The organism is Streptomyces pluripotens, from assembly GCF_000802245.2.
Classification (GTDB): domain Bacteria; phylum Actinomycetota; class Actinomycetes; order Streptomycetales; family Streptomycetaceae; genus Streptomyces; species Streptomyces pluripotens.
In genome coordinates this window covers 3,101,160-3,118,966 of sequence record NZ_CP021080.1, presented here as the reverse complement: position 1 = coordinate 3,118,966, position 17,807 = coordinate 3,101,160, and the positions used below count along the sequence as shown (strand labels likewise).

Below are 17,807 nucleotides of genomic sequence, written 5' to 3'. Positions count from 1 at the left end.
CCGCGTGCCTTGACCACCCGGGCGCGGGGCCTGCGGTTGTCGGCGGTGTCCCTGCGGTCGCGGTTGATGCTGCTCTCCTTGGCCCTGGTTCTGCTCGGGCTGACCGTCAGTGACATGGTGGTGCTCGGTTCGGTCCGCGGCCAGTTGGTCACACGGGTGGACCGGCAGCTGGAGCGCTATGGGCAGTCGCTCGCCGCGCGCCTGGGCACGGACGGCGTGCCGGAGCCACGCTTCGTCCATTCGAACAGGCACGGGTCATGGCTGCCGAGCCAGTTCGTGGTCGCCTTCGTGGCGGCGGACGGCCGGGTCTCCGAGCAGTTCCGCCTTCCCGTCGCCGCCGGTGATCCCCGCCCGGTGTGGCCCCGGATGGATGCGGCCTCCCTGCAGGCCCACCTCGGCAAGCCCTTCGACGTCGCCAGCGACCACGGTGGCAGCTGGCGGGTCCTCATCGTGCCGGTCGCGGCCTCCGCCGTGACCACGGACGGCACCTCTGCCACCGACTCCTCCCCTTCGGCGAACGTGGCCGCGCCGCTGCCCGTCGGCGTGGTGGTCTCCGCCTCCCTGGATGAGGTGGACTCCACCACCGATCACCTGAGCACCGCCTTCCTCCTGATCGGTGGTGTGGTGGCGGCCCTGCTCGGACTGGCCGCCTGGTTCGCGGTACGAGCCGGTCTGCGCCCGCTGCGGCTGATCGAGGCGACGGCCACCGAGATAGCCGCGGGCCGCCCGCTGTCCCACCGGATGCCCGAGGCTTCGCCGCGCACCGAGGCCGGGCGGCTGTCCTCGGCACTGAACGTGATGCTCGCCCAGATCGAGTCGGCCTTCGCGGCCCGCGCGGAGTCCGAGGAGCAGATGCGGCGGTTCGTCGCGGACGCCAGCCACGAGCTGCGGACCCCGCTCGCCGGGATCCGCGGCTTTGCCGAGCTCTACCTGATGGGCGCACTCGTCGACGAGGAGGACGTCAAACGCACGATGGCCCGTATCGAGAGCGAGGCCGTACGCCTCGGCGGCCTCGTCGAGGATCTGCTGACCCTGGTACGGATGGGCGAGCAGCGCTCGGTCCAACCCGCCCCGATGGACCTGCGTACCCTTGCGGTGGATGCCCTGCACGACATCACTGCCCTGGACCCCGGACGCCCGGTCACCCTCACCGGCCCAGGCGACCTGGGCACCCCGCCCGGCCCCGCCCCCGTCCTTGGTGACGAGGCCCGGCTGCGCCAAGTGGTCGCCAACCTCGTCGGTAACGCCGTCGCCCACACTCCACCCGGCACCCCGGTCCGCATCGGCGTCGGCACCCTTGACGGTCACGGCGTCCTCGAAGTCGCCGACCGCGGCCCCGGTCTCACCCCCGAGCAGGCCGCTCGTGTCTTCGAACGGTTCTACCGCGTCGACCCCGCCCGCACCCGCACCACCCCCACTGACGGCGCCGGCCTCGGCCTGTCCATAGTCCACGCCCTCGTCACCGCCCACGCGGGCCACGTCGACCTGGAGAGCACCCCCGGTCAAGGCACCCTCTTCCGCGTCCGCCTCCCCTCGGCGAAACAACACTGAGGCCCGACGGGGCAGCGCCCCCTGCCGAGGTCTTCAGACGGGGGACGCTGGCCAGCGCACGGTCCCGTCATGAGGGCATCGCGACCTTGTGTGCGGGGGCAGGACGTGACGTGAGGCCCCTGGCCCGGAGCCGTCACCCTGCAGGGACGACCCCTTCGCGAGGCCGCTCAGATCACTCCATCGGCGTGCGGTGATACCGGTGCGCCGGTCGGGAGGCTGCTCATCACGGTTCCTGCTGTCCGTATGCCCGGGTGTGCCTCAGTCGGATCCCACGCAGTGCTCCAGCAGCCCGGAGATCGATCCGTCGACCAGGCGGTAGCGCACGATCCGCCCGTCCTTCAGGCCCTCGACGATGCCCGCGGTGCGCAGCAGACGCAGGGCCTGGGAAACGGTGGTGTCCCTCATCCCGGTGGCGACCGCGAGGTCGGACACGGAGATCGGGCCGGCCCGGTGGAGGGCGAGCAGCAAGGACAGACGTCCGGGGTCGGAGAGCAGGGAGAAGCGGTCCGCCCAGGCGCGTACGCGCTCGGGCTCGCCGATGGCGGCGATGGCGTCACAGACCCGGTGACCGTCGATGGTGCGCTGCCCGGCACGTTCCGCGGGGACGAGATGCATGGAGCCATCATCGCAGCCTCCCCTCGCGTTCCCGCTATACCTGCTCAACTGTGCAGCCTTGCAGTCACTACCCACTGCCTTCTAGGGTGAACGGGCCGTGGTGTTCGGGAAGACCGGTGCCGGCCCTTCAAGGGCTCAGTCCGGAGCGGCCCTCGCCACTGTGATCGGGAAGTTCCCGCCCCACACACGCCACTGGCCACACAGCCGGGAAGGCAGGGGCGGGCGCGTCGACCCGTCAGCCAGGAGACCGGCCACGGCATCACGAAGCTGATCCACGAGGTGCTGGAGCGTGAACGTATGACCGTGTCCGAAGGCGTGTCCGAAACGACCGCCGCCCCGTCCACCCCCCACTCCTTCCGCTGGCGCCGCGAGGACACCGTCCGGACAGCCGGTCTGCTGGCCATGATCGTCGCACTGCACGTGGTGGCGTTCGGGATCCTGTTCCTGCTCGTGATTCCGCATCACTACGAGGTCGGTACAAAGGCGTTCGGCATCGGCCTGGGCGTGACGGCGTACACGCTCGGCATGCGGCACGCCTTCGACGTGGACCACATAGCGGCGATCGACAACACCACCCGCAAGCTGATGGCCGACGGCAAGCGGCCGGTTTCGGTGGGGTTCTGGTTCGCGCTGGGGCACTCCAGCGTGGTCGTCGTCATGGCCGTGCTGGTCGCCGGTGGCGCGAAGCTCGCCGGCACCCTGATGAACGACGATTCCCGGACCCATCAGGTCCTCGGCGCCGTCGGCACCACGGTCTCCGGTTCCTTCCTGTACCTCATCGCGGCCCTCAACCTCGTCGCGCTGTTCGGCATCCTGCGCGTCTTCCGGGCCATGCGCGCCGGGCACTACGACGAGACGGAGCTGGAGGCCCACCTCGACTCGCGCGGCTTCATGAACCGCATCCTGGGCCGGCTCACCAGGTCCGTCCGGCGCCCGGGGCAGATGTTCCCGCTCGGTTTCGTCTTCGGTATCGGCTTCGACACCTCCACCGAGGTCCTGCTGCTCGCCCTGGCCGGGAACGGTGCCGCCGCCGGGCTCCCCTGGTACGCGGTGCTGTGCCTTCCGCTGTTGTTCGCGGCGGGCATGAGCCTGTTCGACACCCTTGACGGCACGTTCATGAACTTCGCCTACCAGTGGGCTTTCTCCAACCCGGTGCGGAAGGTGTTCTACAACCTCACCATCACCGGCCTGTCCATCGCAGTGGCCTTCTTCGTGGGCACGATCGAGTTGGTCGGCGTCCTGCACGACAAACTCGGCCTACGTGATGACGTCACCGGCTGGATCGCGGGCCTGGACCTGGACAACGTCGGCTATGTCATCGTCGGCCTGTTCGTGGTCGTCTGGGCCGCGGCCATCACCTACTGGCGCCTGGCCAGGGTCGAGGAGCGCTGGAGCGTTCGCACGGCCGACCCCCGCTGACGGTCCCACCGCATGGTGAACGAACCGACAAACCCGGAGGACATCGGAGTAAGACGAGTTCAAGAGGTCGCCAAGTGAATCGCTGTCAGGTGAACCTGCACCCGTGAGGCAACATCTTGGTGAACGGCGGGCGCCGGGCGGTCGGGACGCGGTGCCGCCGCCGGCCGGATGGGTGAGGAACGTGGTGGAGCTGAGGATCGCCGTCGCCGTGGTGACCATGGGGAACCGGCCGGCAGAGGTCGACGCCCTGCTGGAGTCCGTGGCGAAGCAGGATCTCGCCCCCGCCCGCATCGTGATCGTGGGCAACGGCTGTCGGCTGCCGGAGTTCACCAGCCGTCTCTCCCTGCCCGGCGAGGTCACCACCATCGAAGTCGAGGAGAACCTCGGCTGCCCCGGCGGCCGGAACACCGCGCTTGCGCGGCTGCGGGAGTACGGGGACGTCGATGTCGTCGTGGAACTGGACGACGACGGGCTGCTCGTCGACGCCGACGTACTGCGGCGCGTACGAGACCTTTACGCCGCCGAGCCCCGCCTGGGCATCGTCGGCTTCCGCATCGCCGACGAGCGGGGCGAGACCCAGCAGCGGCACGTTCCCCGGGTGGGCAGGTCGGACCCGATGCGCGGGGGATACGTCGCCGGCTTCCTCGGCGGCGGGCACGCACTGCGGATGGCGATGCTGGCCGAGACCGGGGACTGGCCGGCCCGGTTCTTCTTCGCGCACGAGGAGACCGACCTCGCCTGGCGGGCCGTCGACGCCGGCTGGAAGATCCGCTACACCCCCGAACTACTGCTCCAGCACCCCAAGACCTCGCCGGCGCGGCACGCCATCTACTACCGCGTCAACGCCCGGAACCGTGTCTGGCTCGTCCGGCGCCGGCTGCCGCTGCCGCTCGTCCCCGTGCACCTGGGCGTGTGGGTGCTGCTCACCCTCGCCCGCACCCGCTCCGTGGCCGGGCTGAAGGCGTGGTTCGGCGGGTTCGCGGAAGGGCTGCGGGAGCCGGCCGGGGAACGACGGCCCATGCGCTGGCGAACGGTGTGGCGGCTTACCCGGCTCGGGCGTCCGCCGGTGATCTGAGTCCGGCCTGCGAGGCCGGGAACCGAGCACGGGGAGGAACGTGGAGGGCACGGGTCGTGGAAGGGGGCAGGACGGGGCCCCGGTCGTTCACCTCCGCCGACCGGGGCCCCGTACGTCCCCGGAGCCGGCCTGCGGCGACACTCCCCCGAGCTACGCGATAGACGCGCGCGCCGTCGAACCGGCTCCGATGAAATGATCAGATCAGAATGCGCCAACAGATCGCTAACATGTGGCCAACGGTTCGGCGGACGTCAAGGGCCGGTTGGCCGGAATTCGTTCCGTGGGAGCGGAAGAGGGCCTCAGGCAGGCGGGTCCAGGACCGGGTCGACCGAACGAAGGTGGCGGGAAGCCGTTGTGGATGGGGCGGAAATCCGCCAGTGGGCGGCAGGTGCACATCTGCCGCGGAACTCGGCCGATCCCAGCCGGGCGGGAAGGCAGTGGAGCGGCGAGATGCGGCGGCGCGGGCTGCGGTTCGGACTGCTGGGGCCACCGGTCCTCTACGGCCGACCGCCGTACACACTCTCCCGAGACACCCTGGACGGCCCCCTGACGCAGGCCGCCGGCAGCGCCTTTGGCGCTGATTGCGGACCGGCCGTCGCCGAGGTCCCCGACGCCGAGGTCCGTGCGGTCGGCAGCCCCAAAGTGCGCGCTCTGCTGGCCGCGTTGCTACTGGAGCCTGGCCGGGTCGTGTCGATCGAGTCGCTAAAGGACGTCCTGTGGGGCGGGGCGCCGCCTGCCTCCGCGCAGGCTTCCCTGTACAACCACGTCGCCCGGCTGCGTCGGCTCCTGGACGATCCCGAGCGGCTCAGGGCCGTAGCGCCGGGTTATCTGCTGCGTGTCGACCACGGTGAGTTGGACGTGCACGTGTTCGATGCGCGGGTCGCCGAGGCACGTGCGGCGCACGCCCGGCGGGACTGGCAGGGTGTCGTGCATGCCTGCCTGGGCGCACGCGCACTCTGGCGCGGCACCCCGTTCAGCGGGCTGTCCGCGGAACTCGGCGGCGTCGCCCTGGTGCAGCGCCTGGAGGAGGCGCGGCTGCTCCTACTGGAGTGGCGTTACGACGCCGAACTCGCCCTGGGCGGTGGCAGGGCCACCGCGCTCGTTCCCGAGCTGGCTGCTCTGGTCGCCGATCATCCGCTGCGCGAGGCGTACCACCGTCAGCTGATGCTCGCCCTGCACCGCACCGGCCGTCCGGCCGAGGCCCTGGCCGTCCATCGTGACCTGCGTGCCCGCTTGGTGGGTGAGCTGGGCATCGAGCCCGGCCCGCCGGTCCGGGAGGCGCATGCCGAGGTACTGCGGGGGAGCGGCGAGGGACGACGGCAGCAACGGGGGGAACAGCATCTTGGTCCGCGGCGGTCTGCCGAAACCGCCGACCGGCCGAACGAAGCCGACGGGAACGGTGGGCCGGAAGCCGGTGAGGGCGTCCGCGCGGTGCCCGCCTCCCGTCCCACCGCACGGCGGACCCCGCGCCCGGCCCAGCTCCCGGCTGCGCCGGCCCACTTCACCGGCCGCGCCGAGGTATGCCGCGCACTGTCCCGGTCCCTGGCCGGGCAGTCCACCCCGGCATCGGCCGTCGCCGTGGTCAGCGGCATGGCCGGTGTCGGCAAGAGTGCACTGGCGCTGCACGTCGCCCACATGCTGCGGGAACGGTTCACCGACGGTCAGATCTACGTCAACCTGCACGGCGCCACCCCCGGAATGACCCCGCTCACCGCCGCGCAGGCACTCGCTTCCCTACTGCGGGACCTCGGTGTCGAGCCCCGCAGTATTCCCGAACGCCCGGATGCCGCAGCCAGGTTGCTCCGCTCGCTCCTCGCCCCGGCCCGCATGCTGCTGGTGCTGGACGATGCTGCGGGCGCGGCCCAGGTGCGGCCCCTGCTACCGGCCGGACCCGGCTGCGCGGTGATCGTCACCAGCCGTTCGCCGCTCACCGCCCTCGACGGCGCCCGGCGTTTCCCCCTCACCCCGCTGTCCGCCCAGGACAGTGCGGACCTGCTCCGTGCCGTGAGCGGTCGCGAGGGGCTGGACGCCGGCCACGCCCTGGTCGAGCTGACCGGGCGGCTGCCACTGGCACTGCGCGTCGTCGCCGCCCGGTTGGCCGCCCGCCGCGCACTGACCCCGGAGGTTCTGGCCGGTCAACTGGCGGTCAGTGGTGAACGGTTGCACCACCTGGAGTACGACGATCTCAGTGTCCGGCGCTCCCTCGCCGTGGCCCATGACGCACTCGCCGCCGCCGATCGCGAGGCCGACCGGGACGCAGCCCTCGCGCTGGGCCGTATCGGCGCGCTCGACCTTCCGACCTACGGTGCCCCGCTGATCGCCCGCCTCACCGGCACCGATGAGCGCCGCGCCGAAGCAGCTCTGGACCGTCTGGTCGACGTCGCCCTGTTGGAGGAGACGGCGTACGGCCGCTACGCCCCGCACGACCTGGTCCGCGACTTCGCCCGCGAACTGACGGTCGCGGGTACGGATTTTACGACCGCTGGGCTCCGCCCCCTTCCGCCCCGGACGCCGACCCCCGCCCCGCCCCAGACACCGGCTCACGGCACCAGCACCGCGCCCGTCCCGGTCCCGGCCTCCGCGTCCGCGCCGGATCTGGTCGCCCTCCGCTGGTACGCCGCCGTCGCCGAGCGGGTGCTCAACGCGATCGTGGAACCGGGGTTCGACCAGGACGACCGGCGTCGGCCGATCTTCGCCCAGCCCCCCGAGCATGCCGAGGATGTGGCCGCCGTGCCGGCCTTCGCGTCGGTGGAGGAAGCCTGCGCCTGGGGTGAGGTGGAGTTGGAGAACGTCGTCGCCCTGGTCGCCCGGAACGTCGACGCGGCCGACCCACACCGAGCCGCCCACCTCTCCGCGCTGGTGCGGCTGCTCTTCCCCTATGTCCAGCGCAGCGGACGCGTCGCCGAGATGAAGGTGTTGGGGCGGGCCGCGGTCCGTGTTGCGCGGCGGCTCGGTGACGCGGCGGCGGAGGCGTACGCGCTCGGTGACCTCGCGGGCCTGAACTTCCTGACCGGCCGGCAGAACGACGCCCTGGCCCTTACCGACCAGGCCCTGCAGATCTGGCGGCGGCTCGGTACGGCCTCCAGGATCCGACGCTGTCTGAACAATCGAGGGCTGCTGCTGGAGGGGCTCGGCCGGTTCGCGGAGTCGGAGGAGGCGCTGCGGCAGAGTCTCGCGTACTCGCGGCAGTTGAACGATTCCTTCGCGGAGGCCGTCACCCACAGCCATCTCGGCAACCTCTACGAGCACACCGATCCTCGCGCCGCCATCGAGCACCACCGGCGCTCCCTGGCGATCGGGGACGCGCTCGACGCGGTCATCGTGCAGCACTCGGCGCACTGCAACATCGGCTACGCCCATCTCACCCTCGGTGAACCAGCCGCCGCCGCCCGGCACTTCGAGGAGAGCCGGCGCATCCTCGGCACCCATGGTGACTGGCACGGCGAGTCCCAGACCAGGCTCGGTCTCGTCCGGGCCCTGCGACAGCTGGGGGAGAGCGAGCGGGCGGGCCGTGAGTGCGCGGAGCTGCAGCGTCGGGCCGATGCCCGTGCCGACCCTTACATGGGCGGCCTGGCCCGGCACCAGTACGGACTGCTGCTGCACGAGCAGGGGCGGCGGGCGGAGGCGTACCACGCCTGGAGGGCGGCGCTGGAGGCGCTGGACGGTACGGACGAGCGAGCGGTGCTGGTGGAGCTGCGTGAGCTGCTCGCGGGCTGACCCTGGCCTCGCGGAGCCGCCTACTTGGCGTCGGCGTAACACTCCACCACCGCCGTGCTGAACGGGAACCGCACCGGTGTTTCCCCGAAGGTCAGCCGGCCGGCGAGGTCGGCGCACTCGCGGATGGCCCGGACGACGGCGTCGGCCTCCTCGGCAGGGCAGTGCACGATCACCTCGTCGTGCTGGAAGAAGACGAGCTCGGCCTTGAGGCCCGCGCAGGCCTGGCGCAGCGCGGCGAGCAGCAGCAGGGCCCAGTCGGCAGCACTGCCCTGTACGACGAAGTTCCGGGCGAAGCGTCCGCGTGCACGGGAGTCGCTGGAGGCGTAGCCAGGTGTCCAGCCGGGCCGGCCGTCCGAGGACGCGTCGGCCGTCACCTCAGCGCCGACCGCGCCGAGGGGGATGCCCGCTTCCTCCGCCGCCGCCTCCGCGTCGGAGCCGGCGGCCGGCGGGCAGGTCCGGCCCAGCCAGGTGCGCACCAGTCGGCCCTCTTCGCCCGCGCGTGCCGCCTCGTCGACGTAGGCGACGGCCTTCGGGAACCGGCGGCGCAGCGCGGCGAGGTTCTTCAGACCGTCACCGGAGGTCTGGCCGTAGACCGCGCCGAGTACGGCGAGCTTGGCCTGCTCACGGTCGCCGGAGAAGGCGCGGTCGGACACGGACTGGTAGAGGTCGCTCTCCCGGCCGGCCACCTCCATCAGACCGGGGTCGCGGGAGATCGCCGCCAGCACCCGCGGTTCCATCTGGTCCGCGTCGGCCACCACGAGTCGCCAGCCGGGGTCGGCGATCACGGCCCGGCGGAGCACCTTGGGGATCTGCAGGGCGCCCCCGCCGTTCGTCACCCAGCGGCCGGTGACCGTGCCACCGGCGAGGAACTCGGGGCGGAAGCGGCCGTCGCGCACCCAGTCCTGTAGCCAGGACCAGCCGTGCGCCACCCAGATGCGGTACAGCTTCTTGTACTGCAGCAGGGGCTCGACGGCGGGGTGGCCGACGGATTGGATCTCCCAGCGGCGGGTGGACTTCACCTTGATCCCGGCCTGTGCGAAGGCCTTGACCACGTCCGCGGGCAGGTCAGGCCGCACCCGGCGGCCGAAGGCTGCCGACACCTCGTCCGTCAGTTCGGCGAGGCGACGCGGCTCGCCCCCGCCCGGGTACCGCTCGCCGAGCAGATCGTGCAGCAGGCTGCGGTGGACCGCGCCGCTCCAGGGCAGGCCCGCGTGATTCATTTCGGCGGCCACCAGCGTCCCCGCCGACTGGGCGGCGGTCAGCAGCTGCATCCGGCCGGGGCGGTCGGTCTGCTCGTGCCGGCGCTGCTGGTCGCCGTAGACGGCGAGGAGGTCTTCGAGGGGCAGGCGGACGCCAGTGGTTTCGAACAGGGAGGACTGCGCGCCCGGCCCGGCGGTGCGCTGGGGCGGGTCGGGCGGTACGGGGCCGCCGCGGAGGCGGGCCAGGGCGGCGGCGGCCGAGCGTGGCTCGCCGTACCGACCCTCATGGCCGAGCAGAAGTGTTTCGGCGTCCTCGATGTCGTAGCACCGCTCCACTCGCACCCCCGTAGCGAGCAGGCGCGGGTAGACCTCGACGGTCGACCGCCACACCCAGCGTGTTGCCTCCGGGCGGCTCCGCACCGCCCCGGCGAGATCGCTCTCCCGCCGCACCGGCCCGGCGGGCAGCCCGTCCGGGCCGAGGGGTGCGACGTCCACGCCGCCGTCCTCGGCCGGTGCGAGCGCCCACCGGTCGGTCATGACCGCGAGTGTGGCAGGAGGGTCTGACAAGGGGTCCGCCGGCGACGTCGGCAACGGGCTGGCAACCCTTGGGCCTGCGGTTTCATCCTTCGGGGCGGGCGGGGCCCGCCGTTGTGGTGTCGACTGCCGCCTTCTGCTGCTCCAGCAGCGCCGCCAGTACGTTGCCGACGTACTCCTCGGTGGCCGCCTTGGTGATGCCGAGGCCGTTGAGCACCCCGTGGCCGTTCTCCTGCTCCAGCAGCGCCAGCAGGATGTGCTCGGTGCCGATGTAGTCGTGGCCGAGGCGCAGGGCCTCGCGGAACGTGAGTTCCAGGACCTTCTTGGCCTCGGGGCCGTACGGGATCAACTCGGGCACCTCGTCCGCGGCGGGCGGGAGCGCGGCGGACGCAGCCTGCCGCACCGAGTCCAGCGGGACGCCCTGGGCGGTGACGGCCGCCGCGGCGAGGCCCCCCGGCTCGGTGAGCAGCCCGAGGACGAGGTGTTCGGGACGGCCCTCGGGATTGTGGGCGGCTACCGCCTCGTGGTGCGCGGCCATGACCGCGTTCCGGGCCCGGGGGGTGTAGCGGCTGAAGCCCTGGGCGGGGTCGAGGCCGGCGGACTCCTTGGGCACGAACCGCTTCTGTGCCGCTTGCCGGGTCACGCCCATGCTCTTGCCGATCTCGGTCCAGGACGCCCCCGAGCGGCGGGCCTGGTCGACGAAGTGACCGATGAGGTGGTCGGCCACATCCCCTAGGTGGTCGGCCGCGAGCACCGCGTCCTGGAGCTGTGCGAGGGGTTCGGAGTGAACCTTCTTGATGGCCCCGATGAGGTCGTCGAGGCGCACGGATGCTGTGACGTTCGGATTGGTCGCCATGTGTCAACCGTAGGTTGCCCCCTCACGCCCGTCAACCAATGGTTGACAGGCGTGAGGGGGCGACGCTCCCTGCTCCGCTCCGAGGCCCTGGCCCTGGCCCTGGAATGCGCCTCCGGTGGCTGAGCGGCGTGGGCGTCCACTCCGGGGCCGGCCGCGGTGCGGCCCGCGCCGGAGCGTCGGTCGTCCACAGGTTGTGGACGGCCGAGGGAGGTCGTCGGTGGGCCGTGGCACGATCGACGATGTGACCAGCACTGCCAGTACCGTCGAGCGGGCCTTCCGCGCCGCCCTCTACGACGACACCGACACCGGCCTCGACACCGGCGCGTCCCTGCTCGCCACCGATCGTGCGGCGGACGCCGAAGTCACGCGGCGGGGCGAGGAGTTCGTGACCGCGGCCTGGCAGCGCGGCTGGCAGCCCGCTGATGTCATACGGCTGGTGCGGCGCGAGCTGGCCGAGAAGCACGTCCGCCTGGCTGTCGCGCTGATCCGGGCGCAGGCCGGGCGGGACCGCCCGCGTGGGCGCCGCTGGGCCGCCCAGCTGGAGTCCCTTCCGCAAGAACCCGCCCGCGAGGTCGACCGCTTCTCGCATGCCACCACCGTCCTGGAGCTGTACCGCCTGTTGCTGAGGCTTCCCGCCCTGGAACCCCTTGAGGAGGAGATGCGCGGTACCCCCGGTCCGGCCGCCTCCCGCATGCTCACCCGCATCCGCGCGCTGCTGGCCAAGGCGGAGGCGACCGGGTACCCCGAGGAGGCGGAGGCGCTCAGCGCGAAGGCGCAGGAACTCATCGCACGACACAGCGTCGACGAGGCACTGCTCGCCGCCCAAGCACCCGTCCCGGATGCGCCCCGTGCCTGTCGGATCGGGGTCGAGTCGCCGTACGAACAGCCCAAGGCGGTCCTGCTGGACGCCGTGGCCACCGCCAACCACTGCCGTGCGGTGTGGAACGAACCGCTGGGTTTCTCCACGGTCGTCGGCTTCGAGGCGGATCTGGAGGCGGTGGAACTGCTCTACGTCTCACTGCTGGTGCAGGCCATGCATGCACTGACCAAGGCGGAGGCCGTCCAGAGAGCAGGCGGGCGCAGACGGACGAAGACCTTCCGGCAGTCGTTTCTCGCCGCCTACGCCCACCGGGTCGGCGACAGGCTTGCGGCCGTCACCGAGACCCAGGTCACCCGGGATCTGCTGCCCGTGCTGGCCACGCGCGCCATGGCCGTTACCGACCGGGTGGAACGCATGTTCCCCGAGACCAGCACGACCCGGCTGCGCGGCGTGAGCGACGCGGCGGGTTGGACGGAGGGCACTGCGGCGGCCGACCGGGCCCGGGTCGAGGGCCGGCCACGGCTGCCGTGAGGCCCGGTGCCACCTCAGTCCCCGACCCGCTGGAAGGCGCTGACGGAGGCGTTGGGTGCGTCGCCCGTGCTCGAAAGGGCCACCGGGCCGTACGACCACGGGAAACTGCGGGTGGTGGCGGAGCCGGGCAGCTTGATCTTCACCGACTTCGCCGCCAGGTGGCTCTTGTCGCCCGCCTCGCCGCGCACGTAGCCGATGGTGAAGGACGCCGAGTCACCCTTGGCGAGCTTCAGCTTCTGGGCCTTGGCCCCCTTGAGGACCGGCACCTCGTGCGCCACGCCGCCGGCCTCCAGGGTCACGCCGGGGAAGCCGTCCAGGGTGCAGGGGGTGCTCTGGTTGGTGAGGCTGACGGGAACCTCCCCGGTATCCCCGGCGGCCGGGGCCACGCTCGCCGACCCGATCTGTACGGAGACCCCGCCGATTCTGCAGGCCGAACTGCCGCCGCTCACACCTCCGCCGCCGTCGCAGGCGGTGAGCAGCAGAGCGGCGGCGAGGGCGGTGACGGTGAGCGGAATGACGCGCATGAGCAGGTCCCCATCGAGATCGTGACGGTGTCCCTGCATCATGGCCTCCAGGCTCCGGCACCGTTCCGGCGCCCCCGTCGAATCACTGTTTCGGGCGCTTTTCCACGTCGCTGAGCCGGGCGCCGCCGCGTCGCTGCCGCAGCATCATCCCTTCAGGGGGTTGGGCAGTCCGGAGGGCAGCTTGCCGCCCTCGACCTTGGTGTAGGTCTCCTGGCCGAGCTTGCCCGACCAGGTCACCTTCAGGACCTTTTCGCTCACCGATTCGACCCTGCCGGAAGCCCGGTCCTTGCTGCCGCCGGTACAGGTCAGATGGATCGTCGGTGCGCCGGCCTCGGTACCGACCGTCCCACTGCACACCGTTCCGCCGGTTGCGAAGGCCCCGGCGTCCTGCCCGGTGATCACCAGGGCCACGACCTTGTCGCCGGACGCGGTGACCCAGCTGCCCTGGAGTGTGGCGGACTCGCCGGACACGGTCGGGGAGCCGGTGGCCGGAGTCGGCGCAGACGTAGACGCTGGGGTTGTGTCCGCGCTCGGCGTGGTCGAGGAGCGGTCGGCCGAGCCGCCGCCGCTGCACGCAGTCAGCGCCAACGCACCTGCCAGCAGCCCGGTGGCCACGGCGGCGCTCCGTACTCTCGCAGTCGCAGGAGTCACCGGGAAGCCCCCAAGCTGTCGCGGCCGGCCGCCCCCAACTGGACGGCTCCCAGCAAGTTACCAGCAGGTACGGCAGGACTTCCTGTCTCCGACCAGAATCCCTTCCCGCGGTGGGACCCTTTCCCCTCCGGCAGGTGGGCCTTCCCCGCGTCCGTTTGCCGGGGTGTGCAGGACCGACTGCGTCCGTATGAACGGTTCCGTCCGGAGGTCGGCCATCGGTATCAGATGACCTCCGTCCCGCGGCCGGATTCTGGTGTGTCCGGTGTCGTGGAGGTGTGGGTCCTGGCCTACGACTTTGAGTGGATTCTGTCCCTGCGGCGGTCGGACGCGGATCAGGACAATCCCTGCACCGGACCATCATCTTCGGCCCCTGGAACGAGAAGACCGCCGGTACGCGTCTTTTCCCGGTGCGCGAAAGGGGCGCCCCGGGCGCCCCGGCTCGGCTGACGTCGTGCAAGATCATGGATGAGGGATGGGAAGGTGCATGTCCTGCCTGCTCCGGGGCAGACGCTGGAACAGTTCGGGTAAAGCGCACGTCAAAGCTGTAATTGCGAGAACACTCGGCGTGCACGTGCATCTGCTCATGCAAGTGCACGGGAACGGAGTTATGATCCGGGTCAGTTGACCAGAGCATCCATGGCTACACGAGCCAGTGCACCACCGGGGAGCGACCTGTGGACCGCGACGTTGACGGCGTTTACGGGGGGTATGACGTGTACAACGGCATGGCTGCCACTCAGCTGGACGGGGTGGCCTGGCAGAAGAGCCGGCACAGCAACTCGCAAGGTTCCTGCGTGGAGTTCGCGCGGCTGCCGGGTGGCGATGTTGCCGTACGCAACTCGCGGTTCCCAGACGGACCGGCACTCGTCTACACGCGTGCGGAGATCGAGGCCATGCTCCTCGGGGTCAAGGATGGCGAGTTCGACCACCTGATAGTGAGTTGACCGACCCGGTTGGGGTGGGCCCGGCGGAAACGACGCCGGGGTTCCTCGGTGTGGGGTGACGCGCGTAGAAGTCGGGCGTGAATCCACCGCCGGCCGGATCAGTCGGCCGGTCCGAGCCCGAACAGGGCCCAGACGATCTTGCCGTTGAGCGGGCCCGCGAGCGGGTGCCAACCCCAGCTGTCGGCGAACGATTCGACCAGGAACAGCCCGCGGCCCGACTCGGCGGAGAAGTCGTCCGAGTCGCCCGGGACCGGTGTCTCGTGACTCGGATCGCGCACCGCGCAGACCAACCGATCGGACCAGTGCACCAGGTGCAGCCGTACGGGCGGGCCGGGTTCGGCGGCGTGGCACTGATCGGGTGGCAGTGCGTGGCGCAGTGCGTTGGTGACGAGCTCGGAGACGACGAGGCATATGTCGTCGAAGCGGTCGCTGGCGTCCCACTGGTCGAGGGAGCGGCGGGTGAAGCGCCGGGCCTCTCGCACCGCCTCGTAACGGGCGGGTAGGGCGCAGGAAGCGGCATCGGATGCGGTTGCGGGGTCCAGTGGCGGAAGGCCCTGCCGTAACGGCTTGAGCATGGTCGATCCATTCGTTCCCATGCGAGGCACTCCCGGGAATCCGCGGTCGTTGCGATGCGATATAGCGGTGGCGCGGCACCATGGTTTCGGAAGCGAAGGGCAGATGCAAGGGCAGATGCACGTGCACGTGACGGAAATGAGCGTGACCATACCGCTTCATGGCTATTTTTTCCGTCCCCTCAAGGGCGGTTGTCGCCAGTGGTCCCGACCTTTTCCTGGCTTGGAGGAGGCAGAAACGGCCGAGCTCTTTCCGTTTCCGTAACCGCACGAGTACTGCTCGAAGTGTTTTAGTGGCAGACTGCGGCCCCTGGAGACGGTTGGGGAGGCTGGCGAACGTGAGCGCGGGAGAGCCCGGATCGGTGGTGCGGCGGATGCTGCTCGGCTCGCAACTCAGGCGACTGCGTGAAGCGCGGGGGATCACGCGTGAAGCGGCGGGGTACTCGATCCGCGCGTCCGAGTCGAAGATCAGCCGGATGGAGCTGGGCCGGGTGAGCTTCAAGACCAGGGACGTGGAGGACCTGCTGACGCTGTACGGCATCACCGACGATGCCGAGCGCGAGTCGCTCCTCTCCCTCGCCAGGGAGGCCAACGTGGCGGGTTGGTGGCACAGTTACACGGATGTCCTGCCTACCTGGTTCCCCACCTATGTGGGGCTGGAGGGAGCCGCCTCCCTGATCCGCGCCTACGAGGTCCAGTTCGTGCACGGCCTGCTCCAGACCGAGGAGTACGCCCGCGCAGTGGTCCGGCGCGGCATGAAGGGGGCGAGCGCCGCCGACGTCGACCGGCGGGTGGCACTGCGCCTGGAGCGGCAGAAGTGCCTGCACTCCGACAGCGCCCCGGAGTTCCACATCGTCCTGGACGAGGCCGCGCTGCGCCGCCCCTACGGTGACCGCGAAGTGATGCGCGGTCAGCTGCAGCACCTGATCGACGTCTCCGAGCTGCCCAACGTGCGGCTGCAGATCATGCCGTTCAGCTTCGGCGGGCACTCCGGCGAGAGCGGCGCCTTCACCATCCTCAGTTTCCCCGAGTCCGACCTGTCCGACGTGGTCTACCTGGAGCAACTGACCAGTGCCCTCTACCTGGACAAGGGCGAGGACGTCGCACAGTACGAACAGGCACTGAAGGAGCTGCAGCAGGACAGCCCAGGGCCCGTCGAGAGCCGGGACCTGCTTCGAGGGCTCCTTCAACTCTCTTGAAACGCAAGTACGATGACATGTGATCAGATCTGGCGTAACTCTGGTGTCCGCTAGCGATTGAGGGATCACATGGCGTCCTACTTCACCGACCTGGCCCAGCAGTACATCGACGGCGAGTGGCGCCCGGGCACCGGCTCCTGGGACGTGATCGACTTCAACCCTTACGACGACGAGAAGCTGGCCTCGATCACGGTGGCCACGGTCGACGAGGTGGACCAGGCCTACCGGGCCGCTGCCCGCGCGCAGAAGAAGTGGGCCGAGACCAACCCCTACACCCGGCGCGCGGTCTTCGAGCGGGCGCTCAGGCTGATAGAGGACCGCGAGCAGGAGATAGCCGACCTGATCATCGCGGAACTGGGCGGCACACGCGTGAAGGCCGGCTTCGAGCTGCACCTCGCCAAGGAGTTCCTGCGCGAGTCCATCCACCTCGCGCTGCGCCCCGAGGGCAAGATCCTGCCCTCCCCGGCCGACGGCAAGGAGAACCGCGTCTACCGAGTGCCGGCCGGGGTCGTGGGCGTGATCAGCCCGTTCAACTTCCCCTTCCTGCTGTCGTTGAAGTCGGTGGCACCGGCCCTCGCACTCGGCAACGGCGTGGTTCTCAAGCCGCACCAGAACACCCCGATCGCCGGCGGCACCCTGCTGGCCAGGATCTTCGAGGACGCCGGGCTGCCTGGTGGTCTGCTCAACGTCGTCGTCACCGACATCGCCGAGATCGGTGACGCGTTCATCGAGCATCCCGTACCCAAGGTCATCTCGTTCACGGGTTCCGACAAGGTCGGACGGCACGTCGCCACCGTCTGCGCCGCGAACTTCAAGCGCTCCGTACTCGAACTCGGGGGCAACAGCGCACTGGTGGTCCTGGACGACGCCGACGTCGACTACGCGGTGGACGCGGCGGTCTTCAGCCGGTTCGTCCACCAGGGGCAGGTCTGCATGGCCGCCAACCGGGTCCTCGTGGACCGCTCCGTCGCCGACGAATTCACCGAGAAGTTCGTCGCCAAGGTCCGGACCCTCAAGGTCGGAGACCCGCGTGACCCGCAGACCGTCATCGGCCCAGTGATCAACTCCGCGCAAGCGAACGCGATCTCGGGCACCGTCGAACAGGCGCTCGCCGAGGGCGCCACGGCCCTGGTACGCGGCGCCACGGCCAACAACCTGGTCGAACCCAGTGTCCTGACCGACGTCCCCGCCGGCTCCGCGCTGCTCCAGCAAGAGGTCTTCGGTCCGGTCGTCTTCCTCATCCCGTTCGACGGAGAGGAGGAGGCGGTCCGCATCGTCAACGACACCCCGTACGGCCTCAGCGGCGCCGTCCACACGGGTGACGTCGAGCGGGGTGTCGCCTTCGCCAAGCAGATCGACACCGGCATGTTCCACGTGAACGACGGCACCGTCCACGATGAGCCGCTGGTGCCCTTCGGCGGCGAGAAGCACTCCGGCATCGGCCGGCTGAATGGTGAGACGACGCTGGAGGCATTCACCACGATCAAGTGGATCTCGGTGCAACACGGCCGCAGCGGATTCCCGTTCTAGCCCCAATGCCGTGTAGTTAGGCGCTGAGCTGTTGTGTCAAGGTGCCTGAAGCAGAGATGGAGCTCCTGCT

At 70.5% G+C, this 17,807-nt stretch carries 14 protein-coding genes and 1 riboswitch; of the genes, 8 read left to right on the top strand and 6 right to left on the bottom strand.

Annotation, left to right across the window (positions count from 1 at the left end; genetic code table 11):
* The first annotated feature begins 9 nt into the window (after positions 1-9).
* The gene (locus LK06_RS13930) at positions 10-1,551 is read left to right on the top strand and encodes a HAMP domain-containing sensor histidine kinase (RefSeq protein ID WP_342351825.1); all 1,542 of its coding nucleotides are present in this window, start codon (positions 10-12) and stop codon (positions 1,549-1,551) included.
* Between the two features lie 258 nt (positions 1,552-1,809).
* Here the strand turns inward: LK06_RS13930 and LK06_RS13925 are convergent, their stop codons facing one another.
* Positions 1,810-2,166, bottom strand: coding sequence for an ArsR/SmtB family transcription factor (locus LK06_RS13925; protein WP_039654267.1), 357 nt, complete (start codon positions 2,164-2,166; stop codon positions 1,810-1,812).
* A gap of 81 nt (positions 2,167-2,247) precedes the next feature.
* A riboswitch (cobalamin riboswitch) is annotated at positions 2,248-2,436 on the top strand.
* A 27-nt stretch (positions 2,437-2,463) separates the two neighbouring features.
* On the opposite strand from LK06_RS13925, the gene nicT reads away from it, so the two are divergent.
* The 3 genes from nicT to LK06_RS13910 all read left to right on the top strand — a co-directional run bounded on the left by nicT (position 2,464) and on the right by LK06_RS13910 (position 8,377).
* Positions 2,464-3,585 carry a Nickel transporter NicT gene (nicT, locus tag LK06_RS13920; protein ID WP_039654307.1) on the top strand — a complete coding sequence of 374 codons (1,122 nt, stop codon included), beginning with the start codon at positions 2,464-2,466 and terminating at the stop codon, positions 3,583-3,585.
* Positions 3,586-3,802: 217 nt separating this feature from the next.
* Positions 3,803-4,660, top strand: a complete 858-nt coding sequence (locus LK06_RS13915) for a glycosyltransferase family 2 protein (RefSeq protein ID WP_052270046.1) — start codon at positions 3,803-3,805, stop codon at positions 4,658-4,660.
* Positions 4,661-5,110: 450 nt separating this feature from the next.
* Positions 5,111-8,377 (top strand): AfsR/SARP family transcriptional regulator, encoded by a 3,267-nt coding sequence (locus LK06_RS13910; RefSeq protein WP_039654265.1) that lies wholly within the window; start codon positions 5,111-5,113, stop codon positions 8,375-8,377.
* A 20-nt stretch (positions 8,378-8,397) separates the two neighbouring features.
* On the opposite strand, the gene LK06_RS13905 is transcribed toward LK06_RS13910, so the two are convergent.
* Together LK06_RS13905 and LK06_RS13900 are read right to left on the bottom strand one after the other, a co-directional pair.
* Positions 8,398-10,113: a bifunctional 3'-5' exonuclease/DNA polymerase gene (locus LK06_RS13905; RefSeq protein ID WP_043404287.1), complete on the bottom strand. Its 1,716-nt coding sequence runs from the start codon at positions 10,111-10,113 to the stop codon at positions 8,398-8,400.
* An 82-nt stretch (positions 10,114-10,195) separates the two neighbouring features.
* Complete coding sequence (locus LK06_RS13900) at positions 10,196-10,966, bottom strand: Clp protease N-terminal domain-containing protein (protein WP_043404284.1); 771 nt, start codon at positions 10,964-10,966, stop codon at positions 10,196-10,198.
* Positions 10,967-11,183: 217 nt separating this feature from the next.
* Here LK06_RS13900 and LK06_RS13895 point away from each other — a divergent pair, with 217 nt between their 5' ends.
* Positions 11,184-12,317, top strand: coding sequence for a DUF2786 domain-containing protein (locus LK06_RS13895; RefSeq protein ID WP_086083325.1), 1,134 nt, complete (start codon positions 11,184-11,186; stop codon positions 12,315-12,317).
* Positions 12,318-12,331: 14 nt separating this feature from the next.
* Here LK06_RS13895 and LK06_RS13890 read toward each other — a convergent pair whose 3' ends face one another.
* The gene (locus LK06_RS13890) at positions 12,332-12,841 is read right to left on the bottom strand and encodes a DUF4232 domain-containing protein (protein ID WP_039654305.1); all 510 of its coding nucleotides are present in this window, start codon (positions 12,839-12,841) and stop codon (positions 12,332-12,334) included.
* Between the two features lie 144 nt (positions 12,842-12,985).
* Positions 12,986-13,456 (bottom strand): hypothetical protein, encoded by a 471-nt coding sequence (locus LK06_RS13885; protein ID WP_039654261.1) that lies wholly within the window; start codon positions 13,454-13,456, stop codon positions 12,986-12,988.
* A gap of 710 nt (positions 13,457-14,166) precedes the next feature.
* Here LK06_RS13885 and LK06_RS13880 point away from each other — a divergent pair.
* Positions 14,167-14,436 (top strand): DUF397 domain-containing protein, encoded by a 270-nt coding sequence (locus tag LK06_RS13880; RefSeq protein ID WP_039654260.1) that lies wholly within the window; start codon positions 14,167-14,169, stop codon positions 14,434-14,436.
* Between the two features lie 98 nt (positions 14,437-14,534).
* Here LK06_RS13880 and LK06_RS13875 read toward each other — a convergent pair whose 3' ends face one another.
* On the bottom strand, positions 14,535-15,032 hold the full coding sequence (locus tag LK06_RS13875; protein ID WP_174673869.1) for an ATP-binding protein: 498 nt from the start codon (positions 15,030-15,032) through the stop codon (positions 14,535-14,537).
* A 350-nt stretch (positions 15,033-15,382) separates the two neighbouring features.
* Between LK06_RS13875 and LK06_RS13870 the strand changes: the two genes are divergently transcribed.
* Positions 15,383-16,207 (top strand): helix-turn-helix domain-containing protein, encoded by an 825-nt coding sequence (locus tag LK06_RS13870; protein WP_052270044.1) that lies wholly within the window; start codon positions 15,383-15,385, stop codon positions 16,205-16,207.
* A gap of 69 nt (positions 16,208-16,276) precedes the next feature.
* Complete coding sequence (locus LK06_RS13865) at positions 16,277-17,737, top strand: aldehyde dehydrogenase family protein (protein ID WP_039654257.1); 1,461 nt, start codon at positions 16,277-16,279, stop codon at positions 17,735-17,737.
* Positions 17,738-17,807: the final 70 nt, after the last annotated feature.